At 55.0% G+C, this 24,065-nt stretch carries 14 protein-coding genes, 1 tRNA gene and 1 pseudogene; 9 read left to right on the top strand and 7 right to left on the bottom strand.

Features of this window, described 5'->3' with window-relative positions; all coding sequences use genetic code 11:
* Positions 1 to 19 precede the first annotated feature (19 nt).
* The 6 genes from glnD to AC6IZD_RS09525 all read left to right on the top strand — a co-directional run bounded on the left by glnD (position 20) and on the right by AC6IZD_RS09525 (position 11,482).
* Positions 20 to 2,599, top strand: a complete 2,580-nt coding sequence (gene glnD, locus AC6IZD_RS09550; RefSeq protein ID WP_497787462.1) for a [protein-PII] uridylyltransferase — start codon at positions 20 to 22, stop codon at positions 2,597 to 2,599.
* 57 nt (positions 2,600 to 2,656) lie between these two features.
* Positions 2,657 to 7,324, top strand: coding sequence for a DNA glycosylase AlkZ-like family protein (locus AC6IZD_RS09545; protein ID WP_497787461.1), 4,668 nt, complete (start codon positions 2,657 to 2,659; stop codon positions 7,322 to 7,324).
* 139 nt (positions 7,325 to 7,463) lie between these two features.
* Positions 7,464 to 8,918, top strand: coding sequence for an NADP-dependent phosphogluconate dehydrogenase (gene gnd / locus AC6IZD_RS09540; protein ID WP_497787460.1), 1,455 nt, complete (start codon positions 7,464 to 7,466; stop codon positions 8,916 to 8,918).
* On the top strand, positions 8,915 to 10,486 hold the full coding sequence (gene zwf / locus AC6IZD_RS09535) for a glucose-6-phosphate dehydrogenase (RefSeq protein ID WP_497787459.1): 1,572 nt from the start codon (positions 8,915 to 8,917) through the stop codon (positions 10,484 to 10,486). Before gnd ends, zwf begins: the two co-directional genes overlap by 4 nt.
* A complete protein-coding gene (gene pgl / locus AC6IZD_RS09530; RefSeq protein WP_497787458.1) occupies positions 10,476 to 11,279 on the top strand; it encodes a 6-phosphogluconolactonase in 804 nt (267 codons plus the stop codon). The genes zwf and pgl overlap by 11 nt, the downstream gene beginning before the upstream one ends.
* A gap of 128 nt (positions 11,280 to 11,407) precedes the next feature.
* Positions 11,408 to 11,482: transfer RNA gene (locus AC6IZD_RS09525), tRNA-Asn, on the top strand.
* Positions 11,483 to 11,518: 36 nt separating this feature from the next.
* On the opposite strand, the gene AC6IZD_RS09520 is transcribed toward AC6IZD_RS09525, so the two are convergent.
* Positions 11,519 to 12,397 (bottom strand): Mut7-C RNAse domain-containing protein, encoded by an 879-nt coding sequence (locus AC6IZD_RS09520; RefSeq protein ID WP_497787457.1) that lies wholly within the window; start codon positions 12,395 to 12,397, stop codon positions 11,519 to 11,521.
* A gap of 51 nt (positions 12,398 to 12,448) precedes the next feature.
* Between AC6IZD_RS09520 and AC6IZD_RS09515 the strand changes: the two are divergent.
* A pseudogene (locus tag AC6IZD_RS09515) lies at positions 12,449 to 13,488 on the top strand (aldo/keto reductase).
* Positions 13,489 to 13,682: 194 nt separating this feature from the next.
* On the opposite strand, the gene AC6IZD_RS09510 reads toward AC6IZD_RS09515, so the two are convergent.
* Positions 13,683 to 14,333: a phosphoribosyltransferase gene (locus AC6IZD_RS09510; protein ID WP_497787456.1), complete on the bottom strand. Its 651-nt coding sequence runs from the start codon at positions 14,331 to 14,333 to the stop codon at positions 13,683 to 13,685.
* 185 nt (positions 14,334 to 14,518) lie between these two features.
* Here AC6IZD_RS09510 and fdhD point away from each other — a divergent pair, with 185 nt between their 5' ends.
* Positions 14,519 to 15,334, top strand: a complete 816-nt coding sequence (gene fdhD / locus AC6IZD_RS09505; protein WP_497787455.1) for a formate dehydrogenase accessory sulfurtransferase FdhD — start codon at positions 14,519 to 14,521, stop codon at positions 15,332 to 15,334.
* A 179-nt stretch (positions 15,335 to 15,513) separates the two neighbouring features.
* Positions 15,514 to 16,332, top strand: a complete 819-nt coding sequence (locus AC6IZD_RS09500; protein WP_497787454.1) for a chitinase — start codon at positions 15,514 to 15,516, stop codon at positions 16,330 to 16,332.
* Between the two features lie 44 nt (positions 16,333 to 16,376).
* Here the strand turns inward: AC6IZD_RS09500 and AC6IZD_RS09495 are convergent, their stop codons facing one another.
* The 5 genes from AC6IZD_RS09495 to AC6IZD_RS09475 form a co-directional block, all read right to left on the bottom strand.
* The gene (locus tag AC6IZD_RS09495) at positions 16,377 to 17,711 is read right to left on the bottom strand and encodes a (Fe-S)-binding protein (protein WP_497787453.1); all 1,335 of its coding nucleotides are present in this window, start codon (positions 17,709 to 17,711) and stop codon (positions 16,377 to 16,379) included.
* The gene (locus AC6IZD_RS09490; protein ID WP_497787452.1) at positions 17,698 to 19,113 is read right to left on the bottom strand and encodes an FAD-binding oxidoreductase; all 1,416 of its coding nucleotides are present in this window, start codon (positions 19,111 to 19,113) and stop codon (positions 17,698 to 17,700) included. The genes AC6IZD_RS09495 and AC6IZD_RS09490 overlap by 14 nt, the downstream gene beginning before the upstream one ends.
* Positions 19,114 to 19,216: 103 nt before the next feature.
* Positions 19,217 to 21,349 carry an L-lactate dehydrogenase (quinone) large subunit LdhH gene (gene ldhH / locus AC6IZD_RS09485; protein ID WP_497787451.1) on the bottom strand — a complete coding sequence of 711 codons (2,133 nt, stop codon included), beginning with the start codon at positions 21,347 to 21,349 and terminating at the stop codon, positions 19,217 to 19,219.
* Positions 21,346 to 21,924, bottom strand: a complete 579-nt coding sequence (locus tag AC6IZD_RS09480; protein ID WP_497787450.1) for a LutC/YkgG family protein — start codon at positions 21,922 to 21,924, stop codon at positions 21,346 to 21,348. Before AC6IZD_RS09480 ends, ldhH begins: the two co-directional genes overlap by 4 nt.
* 101 nt (positions 21,925 to 22,025) lie before the next feature.
* Complete coding sequence (locus AC6IZD_RS09475) at positions 22,026 to 23,876, bottom strand: L-lactate permease (protein WP_497787449.1); 1,851 nt, start codon at positions 23,874 to 23,876, stop codon at positions 22,026 to 22,028.
* Positions 23,877 to 24,065 lie beyond the last annotated feature (189 nt).

The raw sequence follows: 24,065 nt of genomic DNA, 5'->3' as shown, positions 1-24,065 counted from the left end.
ATAACTCTGAGGGTTATTGATGACACCGGGGATAGCGCAGAATCTGAAAGCGGAGTACGTCGCGGGCTGCGAGCGCCTGCAACTTCAGTTTGAGCGCACTCGTTCCGGGCGTTCAGTGCTTCAGGGACGCACTGAGTTGGTAGATTCCCTGACTCTTCAGTTGTGGCGACATCATATTCACCCTGACCTTAACGGGCCTGCCGGATTTGCTCTAGTCGCGGTTGGTGGGTATGGACGCGGCGTTCTGGCACCATACTCCGACGTAGATTTGCTCTTCTTAACTGACGGCGAAGGACCAGCGGACGAGCACAAAGACGCGATCAGGGCGATGTGCCAGGATCTTTGGGACATGCGCCTGAAATTGAGTCCCACCACGAGGACTCTGGAGGACTGCGACCGGCTTCACAGAGATAACCCGGAGTTCAATATCTCACTCCTTGATTGCCGGTTGCTTGCCGGTGACTATGGGCTGTTTCGCCGACTTCGCGATCAGGTAATTCCGCGTGCGGTTCTGCGTGATTGGCAAGAGCTTGTGCTACTGCTGTCGGAAGTCAATGAGGCCAGACATCACTTGGCGGGCGACACGATCTTTCACCTGGAGCCCAATATCAAAGAAGCGCCAGGAGGACTGCGGGATTATAACGTCTCCTGTTGGTTGGCGCTGCTGAATGGCTTTTCGCGAGCGCGGGAATGGAAGAATCCGTTTGACTACTTCCCAGCGTCGTTGCGCGACCGTGTTCAAGAGGCAAGAGACTTTCTGATCTCCGTGCGATGTTTCCTGCATTACCGGGCAGGGCGTGACGACAATCAACTGAACTGGGAGGCGCAGCAGGCGGCGGCTGAGGCACATGTGGGCTTCGATGGCAGCTCGGACGCAGCTGAATGGATGCGTTATTACTATCGCCAGGCAAGAGTCATAAATCGCCTGTTCACTACGATGACAGACGAGGTAGTCCCGGCGCGCTCCACTCTGTTCCAACAATTTCAGAGCTGGCGTTCACGGCTCTCCACCAACGAATTCTCCTGTGTGAATGGTCGCATACTGCTTCAGCAGCCGTCGGCGTTGACTTCTCCGGAGAACTTTTTCGATACGTTCGAATTCATCGCGCAACATGGACTTCGCTTTGCTGCGAGCACGGATATGCGCATCGAGCAGGCATTGCCAGCGGTTGCGTCAAGGCAACTCAGCGGTCCAGAACGCTGGGCAGAACTGCGCGAGATCCTGATAAGACCGTATGCGGCGAAAGCTCTTCGGACGATGCAGGAACTCGGCGCACTCAGTGTGCTAGTGCCAGAGTTCAGGATTGTAGAGTCGCTCGTCATCCGAGACTATTACCATCGCTACACTGTTGATGAGCACACATTCCGCGCGATCGAGTCAATTCACGCACTTCGAAACGAAAAGAAGAATGGAAAGCACACGTTGGCAAGTTTAGCGGACGAGGTTGAACGTCTCGATCTGCTGCTGCTTGCGTTGCTGTTACACGATCTCGGGAAGGCGCGACCAGACGACGATCATGTGAGCGCTAGCCTCGAAATCGCGATGAAGGTCTGCCGGAATTTTGGGCTTTCAGCAGATGAAGAGGACATGGTGTGCTTCCTCGTTGCGTATCACCTGGATATATCGGCGGTGATGCGTCGGGACATATTTGATCCGGAAACGATCCAAGCTCTAGCAAAGCGCGTCGGCAGTCCGGAACGTCTGAAGATGTTGACGTTGCTGACGTACGCGGACATCGGCGCTGTTAATCCTACCTCGCTTTCTCCATGGAAAGCTGAGAACCTGTGGCGAGTCTATTTCGTCACGGCGAATCATATGAACCGCAGCGTTGATAATGAGCGCTTCCGATCGGTTGCGCATGACGAGCAGGTCGCGCGCGTTCGTCTTCTAGCGCCGCAACTCGGGCGCAGGTTACGAGACTTTCTCGAAGGACTACCACAGCGATATCTGCGTCTACACGCAGCCGACGAGATAATCCGAGATGTCGAGATGGCATCGCTGCTGAAACAAAAGCCTGTTCAGACGCATTTGAAGCGGTTGCGAGGGGACTTCTCGCTAACGGTGATTACGCTTGACCGCCCTGGGCTATTTGTGACTCTGGCAGGAGTGTTAGCTGGTTGGGGCATGAACATCTTGAAGGCCGATGCGTTCTCGAACGATTCCGGCCTCGTGGTGGACCGTTTCATTTTCAGCGATCGATTCCATACGCTCGAAATGAATGTCCAAGAGTGGGACCGCTTCCAAAAAAGCTTCGCTGATGTTTTGAGCGGCGCTGTCCCGTTGGAGAAATTGGCGAGTAAGCGCCTGGGAAGTAAGAACAAACCGCCGAAAGTAAAAGTCGAGACGAGTATCAACTTCGATCAGAACTCATCGAGCCACAGCACGGTTTGCGAAGTCGTCGCACAGGACCGTTCCGGCCTTCTGCATCGGATTGCGGCGGTTTTTGCTGAGTATGGCTGCAATATCGAAGTAGCTCTGGTGGACACGGAAGGCGAGATGGCGATTGATACCTTCTACTTGAGGATTGCCGGAAGGAAACTCGCCCCAGAGGAATGCTCTCTGGTGAAAGCGGCGCTGGAGATGGAACTCGACTCCTAGCTCTCTTTGCCCGCACTCGTGCATCTGAGGTTTTGAGCTTAGACTATCTCAGAACTGATGCGCACCCCGAATTCCAATCACGAAGCCCCCTCTCAAAATGACTATGCGGGATTAGAACTGTTTCATCCTGCGGTGCGGGAGTGGTTTGCATCGACGTTCGGATCTCCCACTCCTGCGCAAAGATTGAGTTGGCCTGCGATAGCGGGGGGAGACTCCACTCTGCTGCTTGCTCCCACCGGCAGCGGCAAAACGCTCGCTGCATTCTTGTGGTGCCTCAACAGGACTATGTTCTCGCCTGCGCCGTCGAGAGCGGAACGCTGCCGCGCGGTTTACGTTTCACCATTGAAGGCGCTGGCCGTGGATGTCCAACGGAACTTGCGCGTCCCTCTTCAGGGCATAGCCGAGGTGGCGGCGCGCAGGGGGGACGAACTGCATCTACCCACGGTTTTCGTTCGTACAGGCGACACCCCAACGTCAGAGCGCAGCCGATTTCAGCGGATGCCTGCGGACATCCTCATTACCACCCCGGAATCGCTGTATCTTATGCTCACTTCGAATGCACGTGAAGCTCTGCGTTCGGTCGAGACAGTGATCGTCGACGAGATTCATGCCCTTGTGCCTACGAAGAGGGGCGCGCATTTGGCGCTTTCGCTGGAGAGGCTCGAAAAGCTCTGTGGAAGGCCATTGCTGCGCATCGGACTCTCGGCTACGCAGCGGCCTCTGGAAGAAGTAGCGCATTTTCTCGCTGGAGTATCGCAGGTCAATCAATTTGCGGTCCAAGGCAGGGGCGGCCTCGGCGAGATCGCCGAAGTGGAGCCGCCGACTCGATACCGTCCTATTACGGTGCTTGATGCGAGTGCTCCGAAGGCGCTTGAGCTTAGCGTTCAGGTGCCAGTTGAGGACATGTCGAAGCTGGGCCAGTCTGTTCGTGGTGACCAGCAAGGGACGGTTCCGGGCGCGCAGTCGATTTGGAGTTCGATCTTTCCCGAGCTGCTCGAACTGGTGCGTGGGCACTCGTCGACCTTGATCTTCGTGAACAACAGAAGGCTAGCGGAGCGAATTTCGTATGCGCTGAACGATCTTGCTGGAGAGACGCTGGTATTGGCGCATCATGGCAGTGTCGCACCGGAGCAGCGAAAGCAAATCGAGGATCGTCTGAAAGAGGGCAAGGTAAAGGGTCTGGTTGCGACCTCTTCGCTCGAGCTTGGAATCGACATGGGCGCGATAGATCTAGTCGTGCAGATCGAGGCGCCCCCGTCGGTTGCTAGCGGCATGCAGAGGATTGGCAGAGCTGGACACCATGTGGGTGGTACCAGTAGTGGCGTGATCTTTCCAAAGTTTCGCGCCGATCTTCTTGCATGCGCGGCTGCTACTCGCGCGATGCAGGAAGGCTTGGTCGAAGCCGTAAGGTACCCGCGCAATCCCCTCGATGTGCTTGCTCAACAGATCGTCGCAATGGTCGCAATGGAGCCGATGTCCACGACGGAACTGTTTGAGACTATCCGTCGTGCGGCGCCTTTTGCCGGGCTCTCGCGTGACTCGCTCGAAAGTGTGCTCGACTTGCTCTCGGGGAGGTATCCATCAGACGAATTCGCCGAACTGCGTCCGCGTATCACGTGGGATCGTGTCAGCAACCGGCTCACTCCGCGTGAGGGCGCGCAGCGTATCGCAATTGTGAACGGTGGCACGATTCCAGACAGAGGACTTTATGGTGTCTATCTAGAGGGCGCGACAAAACCAACTCGTCTCGGGGAACTCGATGAGGAGATGGTGTTCGAGAGCAAGCCGGGAGAGGCAATTGTTTTAGGTGCTTCGACGTGGCGCATTGCCGAGATCACACATGATCGCGTACTCGTTGCACCTGCTCCTGGAGAGCCGGGCAAAATGCCATTCTGGCATGGCGATAGCATCGGTCGCCCGGCAGAGTTCGGCCGCCGGATCGGGGCACTGACACGCGAGCTGCTGGCGATGCCTGCCCCTGCTGCATTCACACGTTTGACGGAGGAGCACGCTCTTGAGCCGACCGCAGCGGAGAACCTGTTGCGTTTCCTTAAGGACCAGGAACAGGCGACTACTCGCGTGCCGAGTGATGAGGAAATACTGGTAGAGCGATGCCGCGATGAGCTCGGAGACTGGCGCATCTGCGTGCTGTCTCCATATGGCAGTAGGGTTCACGGTCCGTGGTGCATGGCCGTCGCTTCGTCGTTGCGTGAAGAATTCGGCATGGAACCGGAGACGATGTGGGCCGATGATGGATTCGTGATCCGATTGCCGCAGAGCGATCGCGCATTGGCGCAGAGCGAGTTGCTTCCTCCTTCTGGATCGATCTACGACGCTGTTATGCAGCAACTATCGGCTACTGCGCTGTTTGCTGCTCGATTTCGCGAGAACGCCGCACGAGCGCTGCTATTGCCAAGACGTAGGCCCGGTGCTCGCACCGCACTGTGGCAGCAGCGGAAGCGAGCAGCAGATCTGCTGAATGTTGCTTCGCGCTACTCTTCGTTTCCCATGCTGCTGGAAACATATCGCGAATGCATTCGCGACGTCTTTGATCTTCCTGAACTGACCAGCCTGTTGCGAAAAATCGAAAGCGGGGCTATTCGCGTTACAACAGTGGATTCCGAAAAGCCTTCTCCGTTCGCGGCCTCTCTGCTTTTCGGGTACGTGGCGAATTACATCTACGACGGGGATGCACCGCTTGCAGAGCGTAGAGCTCAGGCGCTTGCGATCAATCAGTCGCAGTTGCAAGATTTGCTAGGCGATGCTGACTACCGCGAGCTGCTGGATTTGGGCGTGCTCCAGGAACTTGAGACGCGGCTTCAGTTGCTAGGTGGCGAGTATGCGGCTCGGAATGCAGATGGCATCCACGACTTGTTGTTGAGGCTGGGCGATCTGAGTGCTGATGAATTGCATGTTCGATGTGAGAGTGTCGAGGTGTATGAACGAATCTCGGACCTCACGCGTGCACAACGAGCGTTGCAGGTAGTGATCGCAGGCGAGCAGCGATTTATAGCCGTGGAGCACGCTTCGCAATTCCGCGATGCGCTTGGAATTGCACTGCCCAAAGGAGTAGCAGAGACATGGCTCAAACCACAAGCGAATGCGCTGTTGGAAATGCTGAGCCGATACTCCCGCACGCATGGTCCGTTCACACTGCATGACCTGTGGCGCAGGTACGAGTTGAAGAAGGAAGTCGCCGAACAAGCACTCGCAGAACTTGTACGAAGAGGGAGACTTCTGGAAGGCGAGTTCCGGCCCGGGGAAGCACATCGGGAGTGGGTGCATCCGGAGGTGTTGCAGCAGCTTCGGCGTAAGACGCTCGCGAAGTTGCGCAAGCAGATTGAGCCTCTTGACCCGCAGGTGCTGGGATCATTCCTCCCCCAGTGGCAAGGCGTGGGGAGCAAGCGACGTGGCGTCGATGCGTTGCTCGATGCCATTGAAACTCTGCAGGGCGCGGCGCTCCCGCTTTCCGACTGGGAGCGCGAGATATTGCCGTCGCGCATTAAAGACTACGAGCCCGCGGATCTCGACACATTGATGGCCGCTGGCGAGGTTGTCTGGGTTGGACGCGGCCGAATTGGGGAGCACGACGGCAGGGTAGCTCTTTATCTTGCAGAACACTTGGCCTCACTTCTGCCGCCTGTTGGTCTGCAGGTCGTCTCTCCACTAGAAGGCCGAACAAAAAAGATCGCTGAATTTCTGGCGGCGCACGGTGCGTCGTTCTTTTCGGCGATCCACGACGCAACCGGCAGTGGTTTTCCGGGTGAAACGAGTGAAGCTCTGTGGGAGCTTGCGTGGCAAGGATTGGTTACGAATGACACGTTCCACTCACTCCGAAATTGCATGCGGCAAGAGCGAGAGGGGAGGGCTCGCCGAACCAGTGAGTCCGTCCGCCCGGGTTCGGTTGAATTTCTGAAGCAGTTCCGGGCACGAACGAAGGGCGGTGCGATGGCGCAAGGCCGCTGGTCGCTGGTGCGTTCGCGGGTGCAGCATGAACCCAGCGTGACAGAGTGGAGTGCCAGCGTGTCGCAGCAGCTGCTGTTGCGATATGGGTTGGTGGTGCGGGAGATGGCGTCGGCAGAGGATTTGCCCGGCGGGTTCAGCGCGTTGTATCCAGCGCTGAGGCAGATGGAAGAGCGGGGTTGGATTCGTCGTGGAATGTTCATCTCGGGGTTAGGCGGGGCTCAATTCGCGACGAATGCGGCTGTGGAGTCGCTGCGATCGCGGCGTTCATCGTCCAAGAAAAGGGCGATCGTGCTGGCCGCCGTCGATCCTGCAAATCCTTACGGCACGTTGTTGCCGTGGCCGCGTGTCAAAGATGGTGACGATCAGGAAGCGGATCAGCAGAACGGTGGAGCACATGGGATGTCTCGCAGTAGTGGAGCGAGTGTTCTACTCGTGGATGGTGCCCTGGTGGTTTACTTGCGTCGCAACAATCCCTCGATTCGCTTGTGGCTCCCAGATGCGAACCCCGAAAAGGCTGAATATGCGAGAGCCGCTGCGCAGGAACTCGCTCGGGTCGCCATCTCGTGGCAAACGTCGCGCTCCGGGTTGCTCATTTCAGAGATCAATGGCAGACCTGCCGTTGAGCACTTCCTCGGTGCATTTCTGGAGGAAGCTGGATTCGCCACTTCCGCGCTTGGTTATCATATGCGTCGCTTGAAACGCATTGAACTTGATGCAGGGGGATCCCTTCATCCAGAAGAAGCGGATGAAAATGTCTGATCGTGGATGACATTTCTGCTTGTAGAGAGTCACGCTTGAATCCCGCCACATGTTTTTGGAATCTTTCATATCAGTAGCACGCGGTTGCTGCTGAGAGCACCATTGTGTTTTCGGCGTCGCCATCAAGACTGGAGAAAGAATGTCTTCGACAATCTCCGCAACAAAGCTGGCTCAGTTCGGAGTGATTGGCCTGGGTGTCATGGGCCAGAATCTTGCATTGAATATTGAAGGTCACGGACAAAACGTCGCGGTGTGGAATCTGGAACCCGAGTGGGTGAAGCGTTTCGTTGACGCGAATGAAGGCAAGCAGTTCGTCGGAAATACGGATCTGGCGCAGTTTGTGCGCTCGCTCGAGAGACCGCGACGAATGCTGATGATGATCAAGGCAGGCGAGCCGGTTGATCAAATGCTTGAAAAGATCGCACCTCTCCTGGAAGCAGGAGACATCCTGATCGATGGCGGAAACTCATTCTTCAAAGATACGCAAAGGCGTGAAGCTGCAATGCGCGCTCGTGGCTTGAACTTCTTTGGGATGGGTGTTTCGGGCGGAGAAGAAGGTGCGCGGAATGGGCCTTCGCTAATGCCGGGCGGAGATGAAGCTGCATACGAGCACGTGCAGAAAACGCTTGAGGCGATTGCGGCCAAGACATCCTGGGGACCATGTGTAACATACGTCGGTGCCGACGGCGCGGGTCACTTCGTGAAGATGGTCCACAACGGCATCGAGTATGGCGATATGCAATTGATTGCCGAGGCGTACGATTTATTGCGCCATGCACTCGGATTGTCGGCGCCCGAAATTGCGGAGATATTTGCGGAGTGGAATCGCGGGCCGCTTGCGTCATATCTGATCGAGATCAGCTCGGAGATCTTGACGGCAATTGATCCTGAAACCCACAAACCACTCGTCGACATGATTCTCGATAAGGCAGGGCAGAAGGGAACAGGCAAGTGGACGGCGCAGATTGCGCTTGATCTTGGAATCCCAATACCTACGATTTCTGCCGCGCTCGATGGCCGCGCGCTCTCGAGCATGAAGGACGAGCGAGTAGTTGCAAGCCGTCAGTACGGGCGAACTCCGGTACGCTATACCGGAAACGCGAAGGCACTTATCGACTCTATTAGTCACGCGCTGTATGCGAGCAAAGTCTGCTCTTATGCGCAAGGCATGAGCCTGATCGCGGCAGGTGCACGTGAATGGAACTGGAAAATCAATCTAACCGAAATCGCGCGTATCTGGACAGGTGGATGCATCATCCGCGCATTGTTGCTCGAGCCGATCATGCAGGCCTTTGAACGCAATTCTTCGTTACCAAACTTGCTGCTCGATGCGCAGTTCCAATCCCGCATCACTGAGTCGCTGCCAGCGTGGAGAGCCGTGATTGGAGTCGCGTCATCACTTGGCATTCCGACTCCGGCGTTTTCTGCATCGCTAGCCTACTTTGACGCATACACTGCGGCAAGTCTTCCCCAGAACTTAACTCAGGCACAGCGCGACTTTTTTGGCGCACATACGTATCAGCGAGCGGACCGCCCGGAGGCCGGCTTTGTGCACACCGATTGGAACGCCTTGATCCACAGGAGCAGTCGATGACACCTGTAATTGAAGCCGAAGTTTCAAAGAAGCTGCAACGCCCCGCACTGCCCGGAGCTGATCCATGTACGCTTGTCATTTTTGGGGCAAGCGGCGACCTCACGCGTCGAAAGCTCATTCCAGCTCTCTACGATCTGTGTGGTGTAGGGTGCATGCATACGCGCTTCGAAGTCGTGGGTACGGGAAGAACCCACATGACGGACGACCAATTTCGTGAGTCAATGAAGCAAGCTGCTAAATCGTCAAAAGATGTGCGCAACTTCAGTGAAGAGAAATGGCAGAAGTTTGCGAAGCGGTTGCGTTACGTAGTCGGCGATCCCGGCAACAAGGATTTCTATACGGAGCTTCGCTCTTACCTTGAGAAGATGCAGGAGAACGGTTCGAGCGCAAACACTCTGTTCTATGTCTCGACTCCTGCATCACTGGCCGGTGAAATTGTTTCCGGTCTGCAATCCGCAGGACTAAACCACGGGGAGAAGGGATGGTCGCGCATCATTCTGGAGAAGCCTTTTGGCCGCGATCTGGATTCGGCGAAAGCGCTCAACGAATCTGTATTGAAAGTGTTTGATGAAAAGAACATCTACCGAATCGACCATTACCTGGGAAAAGAGACAGTTCAGAACATCTTGGTATTTCGATTCGCGAACTCGATCTTCGAGCCCGTCTGGAATCGCAACTATGTCGAGTACGTGGAAATCACCGCTTCAGAACGGCTTGGAGTCGAAGGGCGCGCCTCCTTCTATGAAGAGACCGGGGCGCTCCGCGACATGGTGGCCAATCACATTTTACAGTTGGTAGCGCTCACTGCGATGGAGCCACCTGTGGCGTTTGACGCCGATTCGGTTCGCGAACAGAAAGTGCAGGTGTTTCGCAGCATAAGGCCCATGTCAATTGATGAGGTTGCCGCGAACACAGTTCGAGGCCAGTATGGTCCGGGAAAAATTGGGGGCGAGGCCGTGCCGGGATATAGACAAGAGCGCGGGGTGAATCCAAATTCGACAACCGAAACCTATGCAGCACTTCGGCTGTACGTGGAGAACTGGCGGTGGGCTGGGGTTCCGTTTTATTTGCGAACCGGCAAGCGGCTCGCGGACAACGTCACAGAAATCAAGGTACACTTTAAGCCGACGCCGCAGACGCTCTTCGCCGACGCGGACAAAGAGAATCTGGGGACAAATACAGTGAGCCTTCGGATCCAACCGGACGAAGGAATTTCGGTCTCCTTTGGCGCGAAAAGTCCTGGAACGCACATGAGCACAGTTTCGGTGATGGCGCGGTTCTCGTACGCAGATGCATTTGGCGGGAACACTCCGGTCGCGTATGAGACTTTGATTCTTGATGCGATGCGGGGAGATGCAACGCTCTTTACGCGTGGGGATGAAGTCGAGTCGGAGTGGAAGATCATCACTCCTATCGAAGAAGCTTGGGCACAACTCCCAGCGCCGTCGTTCCCGAACTACGCTGCTGGTTCGGAGGGACCAGCGGAAGCGCGACGGCTGCTGGAAGCCTCGCGTCATCAATGGATGTCGATCGCGGAAAACCGCAGGGAACTTGCAGATGCTGCCTAATCGTTTTCACATCGCTGGTGCGGAAATATTGGTCGGTGAAGATGTCGATGAAACCATTCGCATCGCAGCCGGTCAATTTTCCGCTCTCATGCGGAAAATAGCTGGCGAAAAGAGGAAGGCATGCATCGCTCTTCCGGGGGGCAGTACGCCTCGTCGTTTGTTTCAGGCATTGGCCGCTCCACCTTTCGTCGGGTTGGTGCCATGGGATTCAATCCAGTTCTTCTGGGGCGACGAGCGGAATGTACCTCCGGGGCACAAGGACAGCAACTTCTCGATGGTTCGAGAATTGCTACTTTCGAAGGTTCCGGTAGCAGCTGCGAATGTTCACCGAATCCCTACTGGAGATGGAACCGCAGTCGAAGCTGCCGACATCTATGAACGGATTGTGCGCGAGCAGGTGCCTGTGGTGAATGGGCTACCCCAATTCGATTACATCCTGCTAGGGTTAGGGACAAACGGGCATACGGCTTCGCTGTTTCCGGGGAGCCCCATACTCCACGAATCAACGCGGCTGGTGGTAGCGGACCACGTTGAGGAAGTGAACTCCTGGCGAGTTACGCTTACATCTCGGGTGATCAACAACGCCGCGCAGGTTACGTTCCTCGTAATTGGAGAAGACAAGGCTGATGTAGTGAAACGGGTGATTGAAGGGGAGCGCGACCCTGAGAGGACGCCCGCTCAACTCATAATTCCCAGCAACGGACATATCACTTGGGTACTTGATTCCGCTGCTGCAGGGCAACTGACACGGCCTGATCCGACGTTGCAACCGGCGGGACAGCGGAATAGCTGATTTGCGCGTCGAGCCGACCGCAAACTGAGAATTCCACAACTTTCTCTGTTTCGAAGTTTGACGTGCGGCTTCACGGCTGGTTACAATCTTCTTGTTAACCAATGAAAGACGCTCAAGCGTCGCCATACTCCTCAGTAGCTCAATGGCAGAGCATTCGGCTGTTAACCGAAGGGTTGTAGGTTCGAGTCCTACCTGAGGAGCCATTCTTTTGCCCGAAAGGGCCTCGCGCTCTCCGCGTTTTATTCAGCAGACAAAATCGAAGCGACAATTTCACTCATACGTTTGTGGTGCGATCCGGCCCAAAAGATGCGGTTGCAATTTGGGCATTGCCGGAACTCGTCAAAGTGCAGTCGTGTTCGTGGCTGCAATTGTTCGAGAATGCGGTCCTTCGGAACTGATTGCAATGGAGTGTTGCATTCCAGACAGCGGCTGAATGGCACAATTTGAGGCTTCAGGTGAAAGCGGTGGACGATCTCAAGTACCTGTTGTCCCACTTCGCTGGATCGAACGTAGTAGCCGTATACCACCTCAGACCTTTTTAGAAGCCCTTGGTCTCGAGTGAGAAGGATTCGCTGTTGTTCATGTGACACTCGCGCCAAATCCTTGTCGTCGGCGAAAGGCCAATAGACGGAGTCGAATCCGAGCAGTCGAAGGTATCGGGCAAGGCGGCCAAGATGTGTGTCCAGAACGAAATCGTAGCGCTGAACTGGTGGGCGCAGCGTCAGCAACGGGCTAATGTCGAGAGCCACGAATGGCGGGTACACAGCGACGCGGTCTGCATGCACAAGTGCATGCGTAAAAGCACTGGGAACTCCGTTTACCAATATGAGTTCGATCTCGGTGTGAGGTACTCCGAAGGATTCGATCACATCCTTGATCGACGAGGAGAGTTCAAAACTGTGGGCGAATGACTGATGACGACGCGCTACGGGCAAGAAGTCGTTCAATCCACCATAAAAGCGAAATGTGGCGTTCTTCCGCTCAGACGAGAACGTGGTAAATACCTCGATTCTATTGATCCAGATTCGCGCTATAGCTGTTGGTGCTGCTTCGGCCGATAAAGCTATCGTGCCGTGATCAATCAATGCAACTCGGATGTGCGCACGTTGGGGTCGCACTGTCGAGGCAATTCACTGCGACCAAGCTGGCACGAATGTTGTCAAATCAACATGGAATTCAGACAGCTAGGCAGAAGTGGTTTGAAAGTGCCGGTTCTGTGTTTTGGAACCGCAACTTTTGGCGGCGGTACAGAGTTCTTCCGCGCTTGGGGCGAGACAGATATTGCTGAGGCCACCCGGTTGATTGACCTTTGCATGGATGCAGGAGTGAACTTCTTCGACACGGCGGACGTTTACTCGCAGGGTTTGTCGGAGGAGATTCTGGGCGAGGCTATCAAGCACCTCCCGCGAGAAAGCATTCTGATTTCGACAAAAGCAACATTCGGCTTCGGAAAAGGTCCGAACAGTGTTGGGTCTTCTCGCTATCACCTGCTTCAGCAAGTCGACGGTAGTCTCAAGCGATTGAAAACAGACTACATTGACATTTACCACATGCACGCGTTTGACGCCTTGACCCCTATTGAAGAAACGCTCAGTGCCCTGGATACCATTGTGAAGTCGGGGAAGGTGCGGTATATCGCAGCGTCGAACTTTTCGGGATGGCACCTGCAAAGGTCACTTGACGTCAGCGACCAACATGGTTGGAGCCGCTATGTAGCTCATCAAGTCTACTATTCGCTCGTGGGCCGAGATTACGAATGGGAGCTGATGCCACAGGCTTATTCCGAGGGATTGGGCGCGCTGGTCTGGAGTCCTCTTGGATGGGGAAGACTCACAGGCAAGCTCCGCAGAGGGCAGCCAATGCCAGAGGTGAGCCGACTACACAAGGCGGCAGAAGGTGGTCCCGTTGTTGCAGACGAGTATTTGTACAAAGTCGTGGATGCCTTGGATGAGATCGCTGCGGAGGTGGGGAAGAGCGTTCCCCAAGTAGCGCTGACTGGCTGCTACGCAAACCGACAATATCGAGCGTCATTATTGGGGCAAGGAACAAACAGCAACTCCAGAACAATCTAGCGGCTGCGAGCTTCACGCTCACACCTGAGCAGGTTGCCAAGCTGGATGAGGCGAGCGCTCCTCAGGTAGCGTACCCGTATTGGCATCAGAGACAGTTCCAAGACAGGAACCCTCTGCCGCCAGCATATCGGCCGTAAGGCACACCTCGGCAACCTTCTTGGGTGCCGAGGCATCTTCAGTTTAGAAGTACGAAAAGGCCCGGACGCTTCTTGCATTAGCCTTCTGGAGTTTTGGACCGCCGCTAACTTCCTTCCTTGAGTTTTCCTGTTGAGATTCCTTCCAAAACACAGCGCCCGGGCTGTTTCGTTCAAGCTCTCGGACCTGTCGTGTTTCAGGCAGCCTTTGCTTGGTCAAGAAATGCTCTGACCTCGGCGTCCGTGATCTGGTTGAAGTTGCGGTAGAAGCTTCCGACTGCACCGAAGTTTCTGGGGGTGGCAAGGCAGACGAGTTCGTCAACCTCAGGCCCAAGCGCAGCGCAGCTGTCAGGTGCTCCCACTGGAATAGCGACTGTCACGCTGCTCGGGTTTCGGGACCGAACTGCTCCAACTGCCGCCCTCATGGTGGATCCCGTTGCAAGTCCGTCGTCTACCAGGATGAGCTTTCGGTGATTAAGCTCAAGTGCAGGGCGCCCGCGCCGAATCTCTTGTTCGGAACGCAGGATCTCGGCTTTCTGAGCCTCAATCGCAAGGTCAATCTGTTGAGGTGATATGTGCAGTTGACGAACGACAGAATCATTGAGAACCGTGATTCCACCACTTGCGATAGCACCCATGGCGAGTTCTTCCTCTCCCGGCACTCCAAGCTTGCGAACGAAAAGCACATCCATAGGAATAGTCAGAGTGTACGCGATCTCATATGCGACCGGAATTCCGCCTCGGGGAAGGGCGAGGATTAACGCATCGCGATCTGCTCGGAAATGTTCCAGGCGGGCTGCTAACTGGCGTCCAGCATCATGACGATCTTCGAACAGTGGGCGATCCATGTGTAACTCTCGATCCGGAATCGAGCGAATGCAACGAGGCTGCGGATTTTCCTCTTGTAGTTTGCTCGACTGTAAGCCTGTGATGCGCTTCTAAGCCTTCAATGCTGTCCGCAGAGCGACGCCTCGGGGAAGGAGTATGCTCAAAATGTTTACGAGTCGCGCTACTAGCTTCTGAAGAGGTGAATGTGATTTCGCGAATGCTGTCTGTCACTGGCGTGCAGGAATGGACAAACGGAGAACGACGTCAGGCAAATGATTATGTGGTGGCAGAGGAGCCACTTGAGATTCGCGTTGGCGGTACGCCAATCAGCGTGACGATGCGTACGCCGGGTCACGATCTAGAACTCGCGGTAGGATTTCTGCTAACGGAGGGAGTGATTGTGAACCGCGCGCAGATAGCCTCGGTGCGACATGAAGTTGACTCGCAACAGAACGGAGCGAACCGCGTTTGTGTAGATTTGGTGGATGGAGTGGAACTCGATCCAGAAACTACTCGCAGAAACTTCTTCGCGGCCTCGAGTTGTGGTGTGTGCGGGAAAGCCTCTATCGATGCAGTTCGTGTAAGGCGAATCAAGCGCCTCGAGGATGCGCACGAAGTCAGTTGCGAAGTGCTGTATGTTCTGCCAGAGAAATTGCGAGCCGCTCAACAGGTGTTCGACCGTACCGGTGGATTGCATGCCGCAGGCTTATTCACTCGCGATGGAGAACTACTTGTCATGCGAGAAGACGTGGGCAGGCACAATGCGGTCGACAAGATTGTGGGGTGGGCTCTGGCTGAGGATCGCGTACCACTATCTGGCTCGGTGTTGATGGTTAGTGGACGTGGCGGTTTTGAGATCGTACAGAAAGCTCTAGTGGCGGGTATTCCGGTGCTTGCGTCTGTTTCTGCTCCTTCGGATCTCGCAGTGAATCTCGCGCGCGAGTTCGGTATGACGCTTGTTGGCTTTCTGCGCGGTCGCAGGTTCGTAGTTTATTCAGGTACAGATCGAATCAAGAAATAGGAAGGGATGGGATGCGAGGTAAGCGATTGAGTGGCGGCGCCGTATTGATTTTGTGCTGTGCGTTGTTAGCTGTCTTTGGAGTATCGGCGCGGACTCATCGCTCGAATTCCAAGCACTCACCGAGAGACGAAAGAATCCCTGCGCCTTACGTAGACGTAACCCAACAGCCTACCAATCTATTGTTGATCAGCAAAGAATCAGGTGTTCGTTTCTTCACATTGGCATTTGTCGATGCAGATAACGGATGCGTTCCTTCATGGCCTTCCGCGCAACACGTGGCCGACGATTCCACGATTTCAGGCAATATAAACGCGCTTCGGCAGTCCGGTGGTGATGTAATCATTGCGTTTGGTGGATACAACGGAACTGAATTGGCGCAGGCCTGTAACGACGTTCCCTCGCTTCAGGCCGCCTATCAGCAGGTCATAGATAAATACAAAGCTTCCACCCTTGACTTCGATATTGAGCGCCTGGCATTGGACGATCAGGCGGCGATCGACCGGCGCAACTTTGCCATTAAGAACTTGGTGAATGCTAACCTTGGACTTCAAATCAATTTCACACTGCCGGCAACCCCTGCGGGGCTCACTGACAAAGCTCTCAACGTATTGAAGTCTGCGAGCGCGCAGGGCACTCCGGTCAAACTGGTCAATGTGATGGTAATGAACTATGGGTTGGCTGCAACGTCGAAGGATATGGGAGCGAACGCCATTGCTGCAATGAATGCAGCGCGGATGCAATTGAAAAGCGTGGGATTGAATGTGAAGCTTGGTATCACTCCGATGATCGGGATGAACGATGTGAAAGGAGAGACATTCACACTTGCGAATGCCTCAACCGTAGTTTCGTACGCACAGCAGCACTCTGACATAGGGCTGCTTGCATTCTGGTCCGTAGCGCGCGACAACGGTTCGTGCGAGGGAAAAGTGGCACCGAACTGCAGCGGCGTTGCGCAGAGCACCTGGCAATTTGCGAGGCTATTTTCCTCGTTTCATTGATGGTGGCGAACCGCGCTGCCTTTGTTTGTCGGCAGCGCGATCAACTATTGGGCTTTCTTTTCCTTGCGGTAGGATTCAGCCAATAGTGAGACGTAGTGCTTTATGTGCTGGCCTTTTCCGAATCGATTCACATTATCTGTTAACTGCATCATGCAAGCAGGGCAGCCTGTGGTGACAGTTTCAGCCCCGGTGCGGTTGGCATCTTCCACTTTTCTCTTTGCGATTGCTGTAGATGTATCAAAGTGAGTGAGTACATAAGAGCCGCCGCTTCCACAGCACGCATCGGGCTTCGACATTTCCTTCAGCGTCACTCCGGGAATCTGCTTGAGAATTTCGCGGGGCTCGCGCGCTACTTTCATCGACTTTTTCAAGTGACACGAGTCGTGGTAGGTGACCACAGCTTCGACCACTCCGCGCGGTTGACGATACTTGAGGACATCAACCAGGAACGTGGATATGTCGTAGGTGCGCTTGCTCCAGTACTCGGCTTTGGGCCCGTACACTGCATCATCACGAAATACTTCCTTGTATTCGTGCTGCCACGCGCCGCCACACGAACCGCAGCCAGTAATCAGGTATTCAGCTCCGCTACGATCCATTGCATCAATGTTCTGCTTTGCGAGTTCGCGGATCGACTTGACGTCTCCGTGAACAAACACCGGAATGCCACAGCAGCATTGATCCTTCGGCACGGTGACTTCGACGTTGTTTTCTTGAAGCACCGAGACTAGATCCATCCCAGTGTCGGGGTAGAAGTAGTTCATTGAGCATCCAGTGAAGAACGCCACCTTAGTTTTCGGAATAGCCACGCCGATCACGTCTGGCAAACGATCCCGCAATGGTTCCTTGGCAAGTGCTGGGAGCAAACGATTGTTGTCGAAGCCAACTCTCTGCCCGATGATCGCAAACGGTGAACGTGGCGCGATGGTTTGCTGTCCAGCATCGCGGAACACGAGACCGCTGAAGATCGCGCCTGCCTTCATTCCGGCGTCGAATATAGACGGATGTTTCAACGTCGTGAAGATAGCTCTCTTGAGCCACGGCAATCCATTCTTCCGCACGATAGCCGCACGCAACGAAAGCATGATGCGGTCGAAGTTCACCTTGGTTGGACAATTCTGCATGCAGGACTTGCAGACAAGGCAGTTGAATAACATATCGATGACTTCGGGGTCATCGATCGCCAGCTTGCCTTCAAGTACCGCTTCAGCGACGCCGATTTTGCCTCGCGCTACTCCTGCTTCGGTCTTCTCGGTGGCATATACGGGACAAACCGCCATGCAGAAGCCGCAGTGCATGCACTTGTCGAGTTCCTTCTGGATGGCCTTTAGGTCATCGTAGATGGACCGAAGTTCAGGGGCCTGCTCAGCGGATTCCATGGGCCACCTCTTTAGCTTGTACCGGAACCAGCTTGCCGGGATTCAGCATGTGGGTAGGATCGAGAGCGTTCTTTATGGACCGCATCAGATTCAGGCCGGTGTCACCAATTTCATTTCCAAGATACTTGAGCTTCGCCATGCCAATTCCGTGTTCGCCTGAAAGCGTTCCACCAAACTTCAGAGCTGTAGCGAAAATCTCATCCACGGCCTTGTGAACGCGCGACATTTCGTCGGCATTGTTCTTGTCGGCGAGGATAGTCGGATGCAGGTTCCCATCTCCAGCATGTCCAAACGTGCCGAGCACCAGGTTGTATTTGCGGCCAATATCGTTGAGTGCAAGCAGCATGTCTGTAATGTGGCTGCGGGGAACCGTTGCATCCTCCAGAACTACGGTGTTGTTCAAGGATGCCAGCGCAGGAAGTGCTGCGCGGCGCGCCGCCCAAACTTGGTCGCGTTCGGCTTCCGAGTTGGCAACGCGGAGCGCGCCGTTATTCTCGTTCACAACTTTCACCACGGCTTCGGCTTCGCGAACCACCACTTCCTCGGCCATTCCATCAACTTCGATAAGTAGCACTGCTTCGGCATCGGTAGGAAGACCGACGTGAGCAAAGTCCTCGACAGTACGGATCGTCATGTTGTCCATGATCTCCAAGGTTGCAGGAATGACCTGAGCCTTGATGATGCCAGCCACTGTGTCGCCTGCATCTTTTACTGTCTTGAAGGTCGCAAGCATCGCACGACGATACTTAGGCGAAGGGAGCAACTTGCAAGTGATTTCAACGATGATGCCGAGTGTTCCCTCAGAACCGACAAACAGGTTAGAGAAGTCATAGGCAGTTACGTTCTTCACGGTCTTGCCGCCGAAGCGAACGCGATCGCCATTGGCCAGAACGACTTCCATCCCCATGACGTAGTGCTTGGTGACGCCGTACTTCAGGCCACGAAGGCCGCCAGAGTTCTCGGCCACCGATCCACCCATTGTGGCCGTGGTCACGGTGCCGGGGTCCGGAGGATACATTAGGCCGTGAGGTGCAGCAGCGTTGTTGAGGTCTTGAATGATGAGGCCAGGCTGAACGGTAGCGGTCAGGTTCTCGGCGTCCACTTCGAGGATCTTATCCATCTTTTGCAGTGAAAGAACGATTCCTCTTTCAACAGGAATGGTGCCACCGCTGAGGTTTGTTCCGGCGCCGCGTGGATAAATAGCTACGCCGTTTTCGCGCGCAAGGTTGACAACGGCCTGCACCTGCTCCACTGTGGTCGGCAATACGATCACATCGGGGGTGCCTTTCGGAACGTCAGCAGTAGCGTCGTAACTATATGTCGCGAGATTGACCTTGCTTGTTAGTACGTTGTCTTTGCCTAGGACAGAACGGAATTGCTGTATGAGTGCCTGATCCAACATAAAATATGCCTTTCAGTTGTCCAAGTCGGTCTTACAACTTGCAGCTTTCTATGTATAGGTATAGGTGAGGAGCATCGAAAACTCGAAGCTCCTCGGTAAGAAACTATTCCAAGCTCTCGGCCAGGCGTTGTACCGTGTGTTGCACCTGTACGTTCGCACCACGTTTATCGAGGCCACCCCTAATCTGCATCACGCAGCCGGGGCAGTCAATCAGTACTAACGGGGCGCCAGTCTGCTGAATGTTGTCGAGCTTACGGTTCAGGATCGGCGCGGAGATTTCGGGAAGCTTGAGCGTGTAAGAACCGCCCATGCCACAGCACATATCACTTTCCTGCATCTCCACCAGTTCATTCCCGGCTTTTTGCATCAAGTTGCGGGGAGCCTGTTCGGCCCGGAGCGTTCGCTTAAGGTGGCACGAGTCGTGGTACGTGAACTTTGTTTTCTCGACGTCAGCTTTCAGCTTAAGGCGCCCTTGCTCCAAGAGTTCATTAGCGAGGGTAGAGAAGTCCTTCGTCTTCGCCGCAAGCTTGCGAGCTGCCTCCAGTTCCTCTGTACGCCCGGTAGCTTCGAGATTCGCTATGAAATCCTGCTTCAGTGCGACCGTACAGGTGGGGCATGCCGACACTACATACTTCACATCGTCCTGGAGCAGAGCGCGAATATTATCGGCCGAATTCTGCGCCGCGACCTCGTACGCACCACTGTAGCGGGCGGGAGCTCCGCAACACGTTTGACCTTCAGGGAACGTCACTTCGATTCCCGCCTTGTTGAGCACCTTTACAACGGCCTCGCCCATCTCGGGATACGCGAAGTCGATCAGACATCCGCCGAAGAATGCAGCTTTCTCCGCACACTTCGGCTGTTGAATCTTACGAATGCGATCGCGGAAGGGCTCTTCGGCTATGGTCGGTAGGGATCGGAACTCAGTCATGTTGCTGAGGAACATCGGCAGGTGGCGGATGAATCCCTGCTTTGCGAAGGGCTTTTGTGCAATGGACGCCGCACGCAACATGGTGTGGAACATTCGCCGATTGTTCACGACGGAGAAGATCGCCTTCTGCACCATTGGCTGACCTTGCTCCACTGCTAAGCGGCGACGGAGTTCGAGAATCAGATCTGGGATATCAATTTTGCCTGGGCAGACATCTCTACAATTCCCGCATTGAATGCACAGGCTCTGAATCTCATCTGATTCCTTGAGTGCTCCGAACCACGCGGTGAGAATGGTTCCAATTCCACCGGTATAAACCTTTCCGAAGACATGCCCGCCGACCAGACGGAACACCGGACAAACATTCAGGCAAGATGCACAGCGAATACATTGCAGCGCCTGATTGAAGTGCGGATCGGCGGCCATTTCAGTGCGCCGATTGTCCATCAAAATGATGTGCAGCTCTTTCGGCGTTCCATCTGTGTTTGGCACGGGACCACTGATGATCGACACATAGCTCGTCAGCAACTGGGCGGTAGCGCTTTTCGGTAACGCGGTCAGGATTGGGGCGATGTCCTCGAAGTGCTCGACCAATTTTTCGAGGCCCACGACAGCAACATGAATTCGCGGCAGAGTCGTTGTGAGCCGCGCGTTGCCTTCGTTCGTGACGATCACGATGCTGCCCGTGTCGGCGACGGCGATATTCGCACCGCTGATACCCATGTCGGCGGCGAGAAACTTCGAACGCAGCTTGCCACGCGCGAACTTCACCAGCTTCGGGATGTCTGGCTTCTGGCCTTCTTCCACCTTATCGCTGAAGACCTCGGCGACTTCTTCCTTGGTCATGTGGATGGCGGGCATGACCATGTGCGACGGAGTCTGTCCCGCGAGTTGGATGATCCACTCGCCAAGATCGCTCTCCTGCACCTCAATGCCAGCTTTCTCCAGATGCTGATTGAGGTGGATCTCTTCGGTGGCCATCGACTTCGACTTGACGATGCTCTTTACGCCTCGCTCTTGCGCGAGGCGGAGAATGTAGTCTTTGACGTCCTTTGGGCTGCTGGTTCGGAATACTTTGGTGCCGCGTGACTCTGCAGCGCGAGCGAACTTATCAGCCAGTTCGTCCAAGTGTTGCGCCGCTTCGGACTTTACGCTGGCAATCTGAGTACGGAGAGCCTCGAAGTCAATGCCTTCGTATGCCTTTGCACGACCTGCTCGATAGGCGACGGAGAAATTTCCCAACGCTCCAGTCAGACTCGGATTCGACAACGCATCGAGAATCTTTTGCTTGAATTGCTGATTCATGCCGCCACCTCCATGTCGTCGATCATGACGATGATGAGCCGCTCGGGACCATGTACCCCGATTGTGAGTACACGCTCAATATCAGCGGTGCGGCTGGGGCCGGTGATGAATGAAAGATAAGCGGACTTGTGTGGATCAATGCGAGTGAGTACCGTCGGCATGTCCGGCAGGAGAGAAGCAATAGGAACGATAGCGATATGAAGCAGCGGTAGTGTTGAAACGAGGCGGGCGTCAAGGGCATCGGCGGCTTGTACGAGTGTTCCGGTGTTTGCCAGCGCCCACTCCATCTCGCTAACGCCAACTTTGGCATCTGCTGCGAGTTCGCGTGTGACCGCAAATTTCAGTCCAGGAATGGACGCTTCCAACTCTTCTCTTTCTGATTCGTTGAGCAGAGGTCCAGAAGCCCATACGGCATGGCAACGTGGTTCGTTGCTAACGCCTTCTTCACGTAGAAGGCGTGCAATCAACTCAATGGCGGCCATTTTGTTTGGGACCCTCTGTACCTGCGCACTGACTGCCTCAGCACGCATCTTGAATAAGTCGAACATTGCGGGAGACTCTGCAATTGCGCTCATGAAATTCCTCTAATCGGCGCAAATCGGCGGAGAACTGGAGTTCATCCGCCGATCACGCGCTCCGCAATCTGCTCCGGGGGACGAGCGATTGCTACGTCTATTTAGCGCACGACCAAATGTGTGAACGGATAAACGTACGCCATCATGAAGATCAATGCACCAACTAATGCTGCCAGCGCTATGGAGTGTAGGAATACGTAGCGCAGAATGCTGCCCTCATGTCCGTACCACTGAGTCGCCGTGGATGCTACCACAATACTCTGCGCGTCGATCATCTTGCCCATTACGCCGCCCGTGGTATTTGCCGCAGCCATAAGTTCAGGAGATACACCGATCTGCTGAGCAGTGATCTTCTGGAGGCTGCCAAACAGCACGTTGGACGAGGTGTCGGAACCTGTAACGGCCACACCCATCCATCCCAGCATTGTGCCGAAGAACGGATACAGGTGCCCCGTCCGCGCGAAAGCGAGACCGAGGCAGGCGTCGAGGCCCGAATAGCGCGTGAGCATGCCGATTCCGAGCATCGCGGCAATCGTCAGCAATGAGAAGCGGACCTTGACGAGCGTGTGTCCGAAAACAGAGAAGATCTTGCCGAGGCTTTGTCCCATTAGCAATCCGGAGATGATTGCTGCGAGCAGAATTCCGGTGCCCGTTGCACTGGCCCAGTTCAGGCCAAAGATCGCCGGTTCCTTTGTGGGCTTGGGGACGACTGGTTGAACGCGTTCAACCGCATTATGCAGCACGGTAACTTTGAATTGCGGATTTGTAATCTCGCTCGGCTTAGTTTTCCAATTGGCCGTGGACGTGAAGACTTTTTCCGGGGTATTCATCCACAGCTTTCCCGTCTGGGTTCCCCAGATGAACACGATAACGCTCAAGATGACCCAAGGGATCCAAGCCTGAGTGATTTCCTTGCGGGAAAATACAGGTTGGACGTGACCGTTTGCCGCAGCAGCCTGCTCTTCTTCTTCCTGGCCCTCGAACTTCCATATCTTCTTGGGTTTCCAAATCAGAAGGAATCCGGTAAGGCAGATCATGGAAACTACAGCCGCGGTGACATTAACAACCCACGGGCCGTGCATATTGGAAACCAGAAGCTGAGGAATTGCGAAGGTTACACCTGCAACCAAAATTGCGGGCCAAACTTCAATCATTCCTTTGAACCCGGCAAATGCCCAGACAAGCCAGAAGGGAACCAGGATACAGAAGGGCGTGAGGATGCGTCCGGCCATAGCCGAGAGCACAACTTCGCTGAAGCCGGTGACCTTGGCAAGAGCGATGATCGGAGTACCCAGAGCGCCGAATGCGACGGGCGCGGTGTTCGCGATCAGCGACAGTCCTGAAGCTTGCAACGGCTTGAAGCCCAAACCGATGAGCAAAGCGGCCGTGACAGCGACCGGGGTGCCGAATCCAGCGGCACCTTCAAAGAATGCACCAAAGCAAAAAGCGATCAGCAGCAACTGCAGTCGGCGGTCCTTGGTGATACCAGTAAGGCTATGTTGCAACACGGTGAAGCGTCCGGACTCGACCGTCAGTTGATACATGAATATGACGTTGAGAACGATCCAGCCGATAGGGAACAGTCCATAACCCGCACCATAAACGGCGGTGGCTGCTGCCAGTCGGGCAGGCATATGAAAACCAATTATGGCTGTCAGTAATGCTGCGGTCAGTCCAGCGAGTGCTGCGTAGTGAGCCTTGACATGGCCGAAAGCCAAGGTTCCGAGCAGTACCACGATGGGTATGGCTGCGATGATTGTCGACAGGAACCAGTGTCCGGTTGGGTTGTAATTCTGTTGCCAGGCACCGCTGAGCGCGGGTGCCCGAAGTATGAGGACGGAAGCTATAACGCCCAGCACAACAACAAGTGCTGCAGCAAGATAATTAGGTTTGGGATGAGAAGGCGTTGGGCTTGGTCGAGCTGAGTTCGGCGAGAGGGTCGTAGAGCTCAAGTGGGACCTCCATTGCAGAGCCTGAGCAACAATGGGTCATCAAACCCCTTTCCAGCATTCAGGCGGCGTTGCAATTGCCGAGACATTACTACAGGTCTGCTTGTCAGACAAGATGATTTTATGATTGACCAAAATATTTTTTATACCTATCCTGCTCCGTGATTCGACCTATGGTTTCTAACCCATTGA

It is taken from the genome of Koromonas humicola (genome assembly GCF_059726255.1).
This window is presented reverse-complemented; position numbering and strand designations above follow the sequence as displayed.

Excerpts from the sequence above, each read along its gene's own strand:
- AC6IZD_RS09545 (WP_497787461.1), top strand. The coding sequence starts at position 2,657 with ATGCGCACCCCGAATTCCAATCACGAAGCCCCCTCTCAAAATGACTAT.
- gnd (WP_497787460.1), top strand. The coding sequence starts at position 7,464 with ATGTCTTCGACAATCTCCGCAACAAAGCTGGCTCAGTTCGGAGTGATT.
- AC6IZD_RS09480 (WP_497787450.1), bottom strand. The coding sequence starts at position 21,924 with ATGAGCGCAATTGCAGAGTCTCCCGCAATGTTCGACTTATTCAAGATG.
- AC6IZD_RS09495 (WP_497787453.1), bottom strand. The coding sequence starts at position 17,711 with ATGGAATCCGCTGAGCAGGCCCCTGAACTTCGGTCCATCTACGATGAC.
- zwf (WP_497787459.1), top strand. The coding sequence starts at position 8,915 with ATGACACCTGTAATTGAAGCCGAAGTTTCAAAGAAGCTGCAACGCCCC.
- glnD (WP_497787462.1), top strand. The coding sequence starts at position 20 with ATGACACCGGGGATAGCGCAGAATCTGAAAGCGGAGTACGTCGCGGGC.
- AC6IZD_RS09490 (WP_497787452.1), bottom strand. The coding sequence starts at position 19,113 with ATGTTGGATCAGGCACTCATACAGCAATTCCGTTCTGTCCTAGGCAAA.
- pgl (WP_497787458.1), top strand. The coding sequence starts at position 10,476 with ATGCTGCCTAATCGTTTTCACATCGCTGGTGCGGAAATATTGGTCGGT.
- AC6IZD_RS09510 (WP_497787456.1), bottom strand. The coding sequence starts at position 14,333 with ATGGATCGCCCACTGTTCGAAGATCGTCATGATGCTGGACGCCAGTTA.
- ldhH (WP_497787451.1), bottom strand. The coding sequence starts at position 21,349 with ATGAATCAGCAATTCAAGCAAAAGATTCTCGATGCGTTGTCGAATCCG.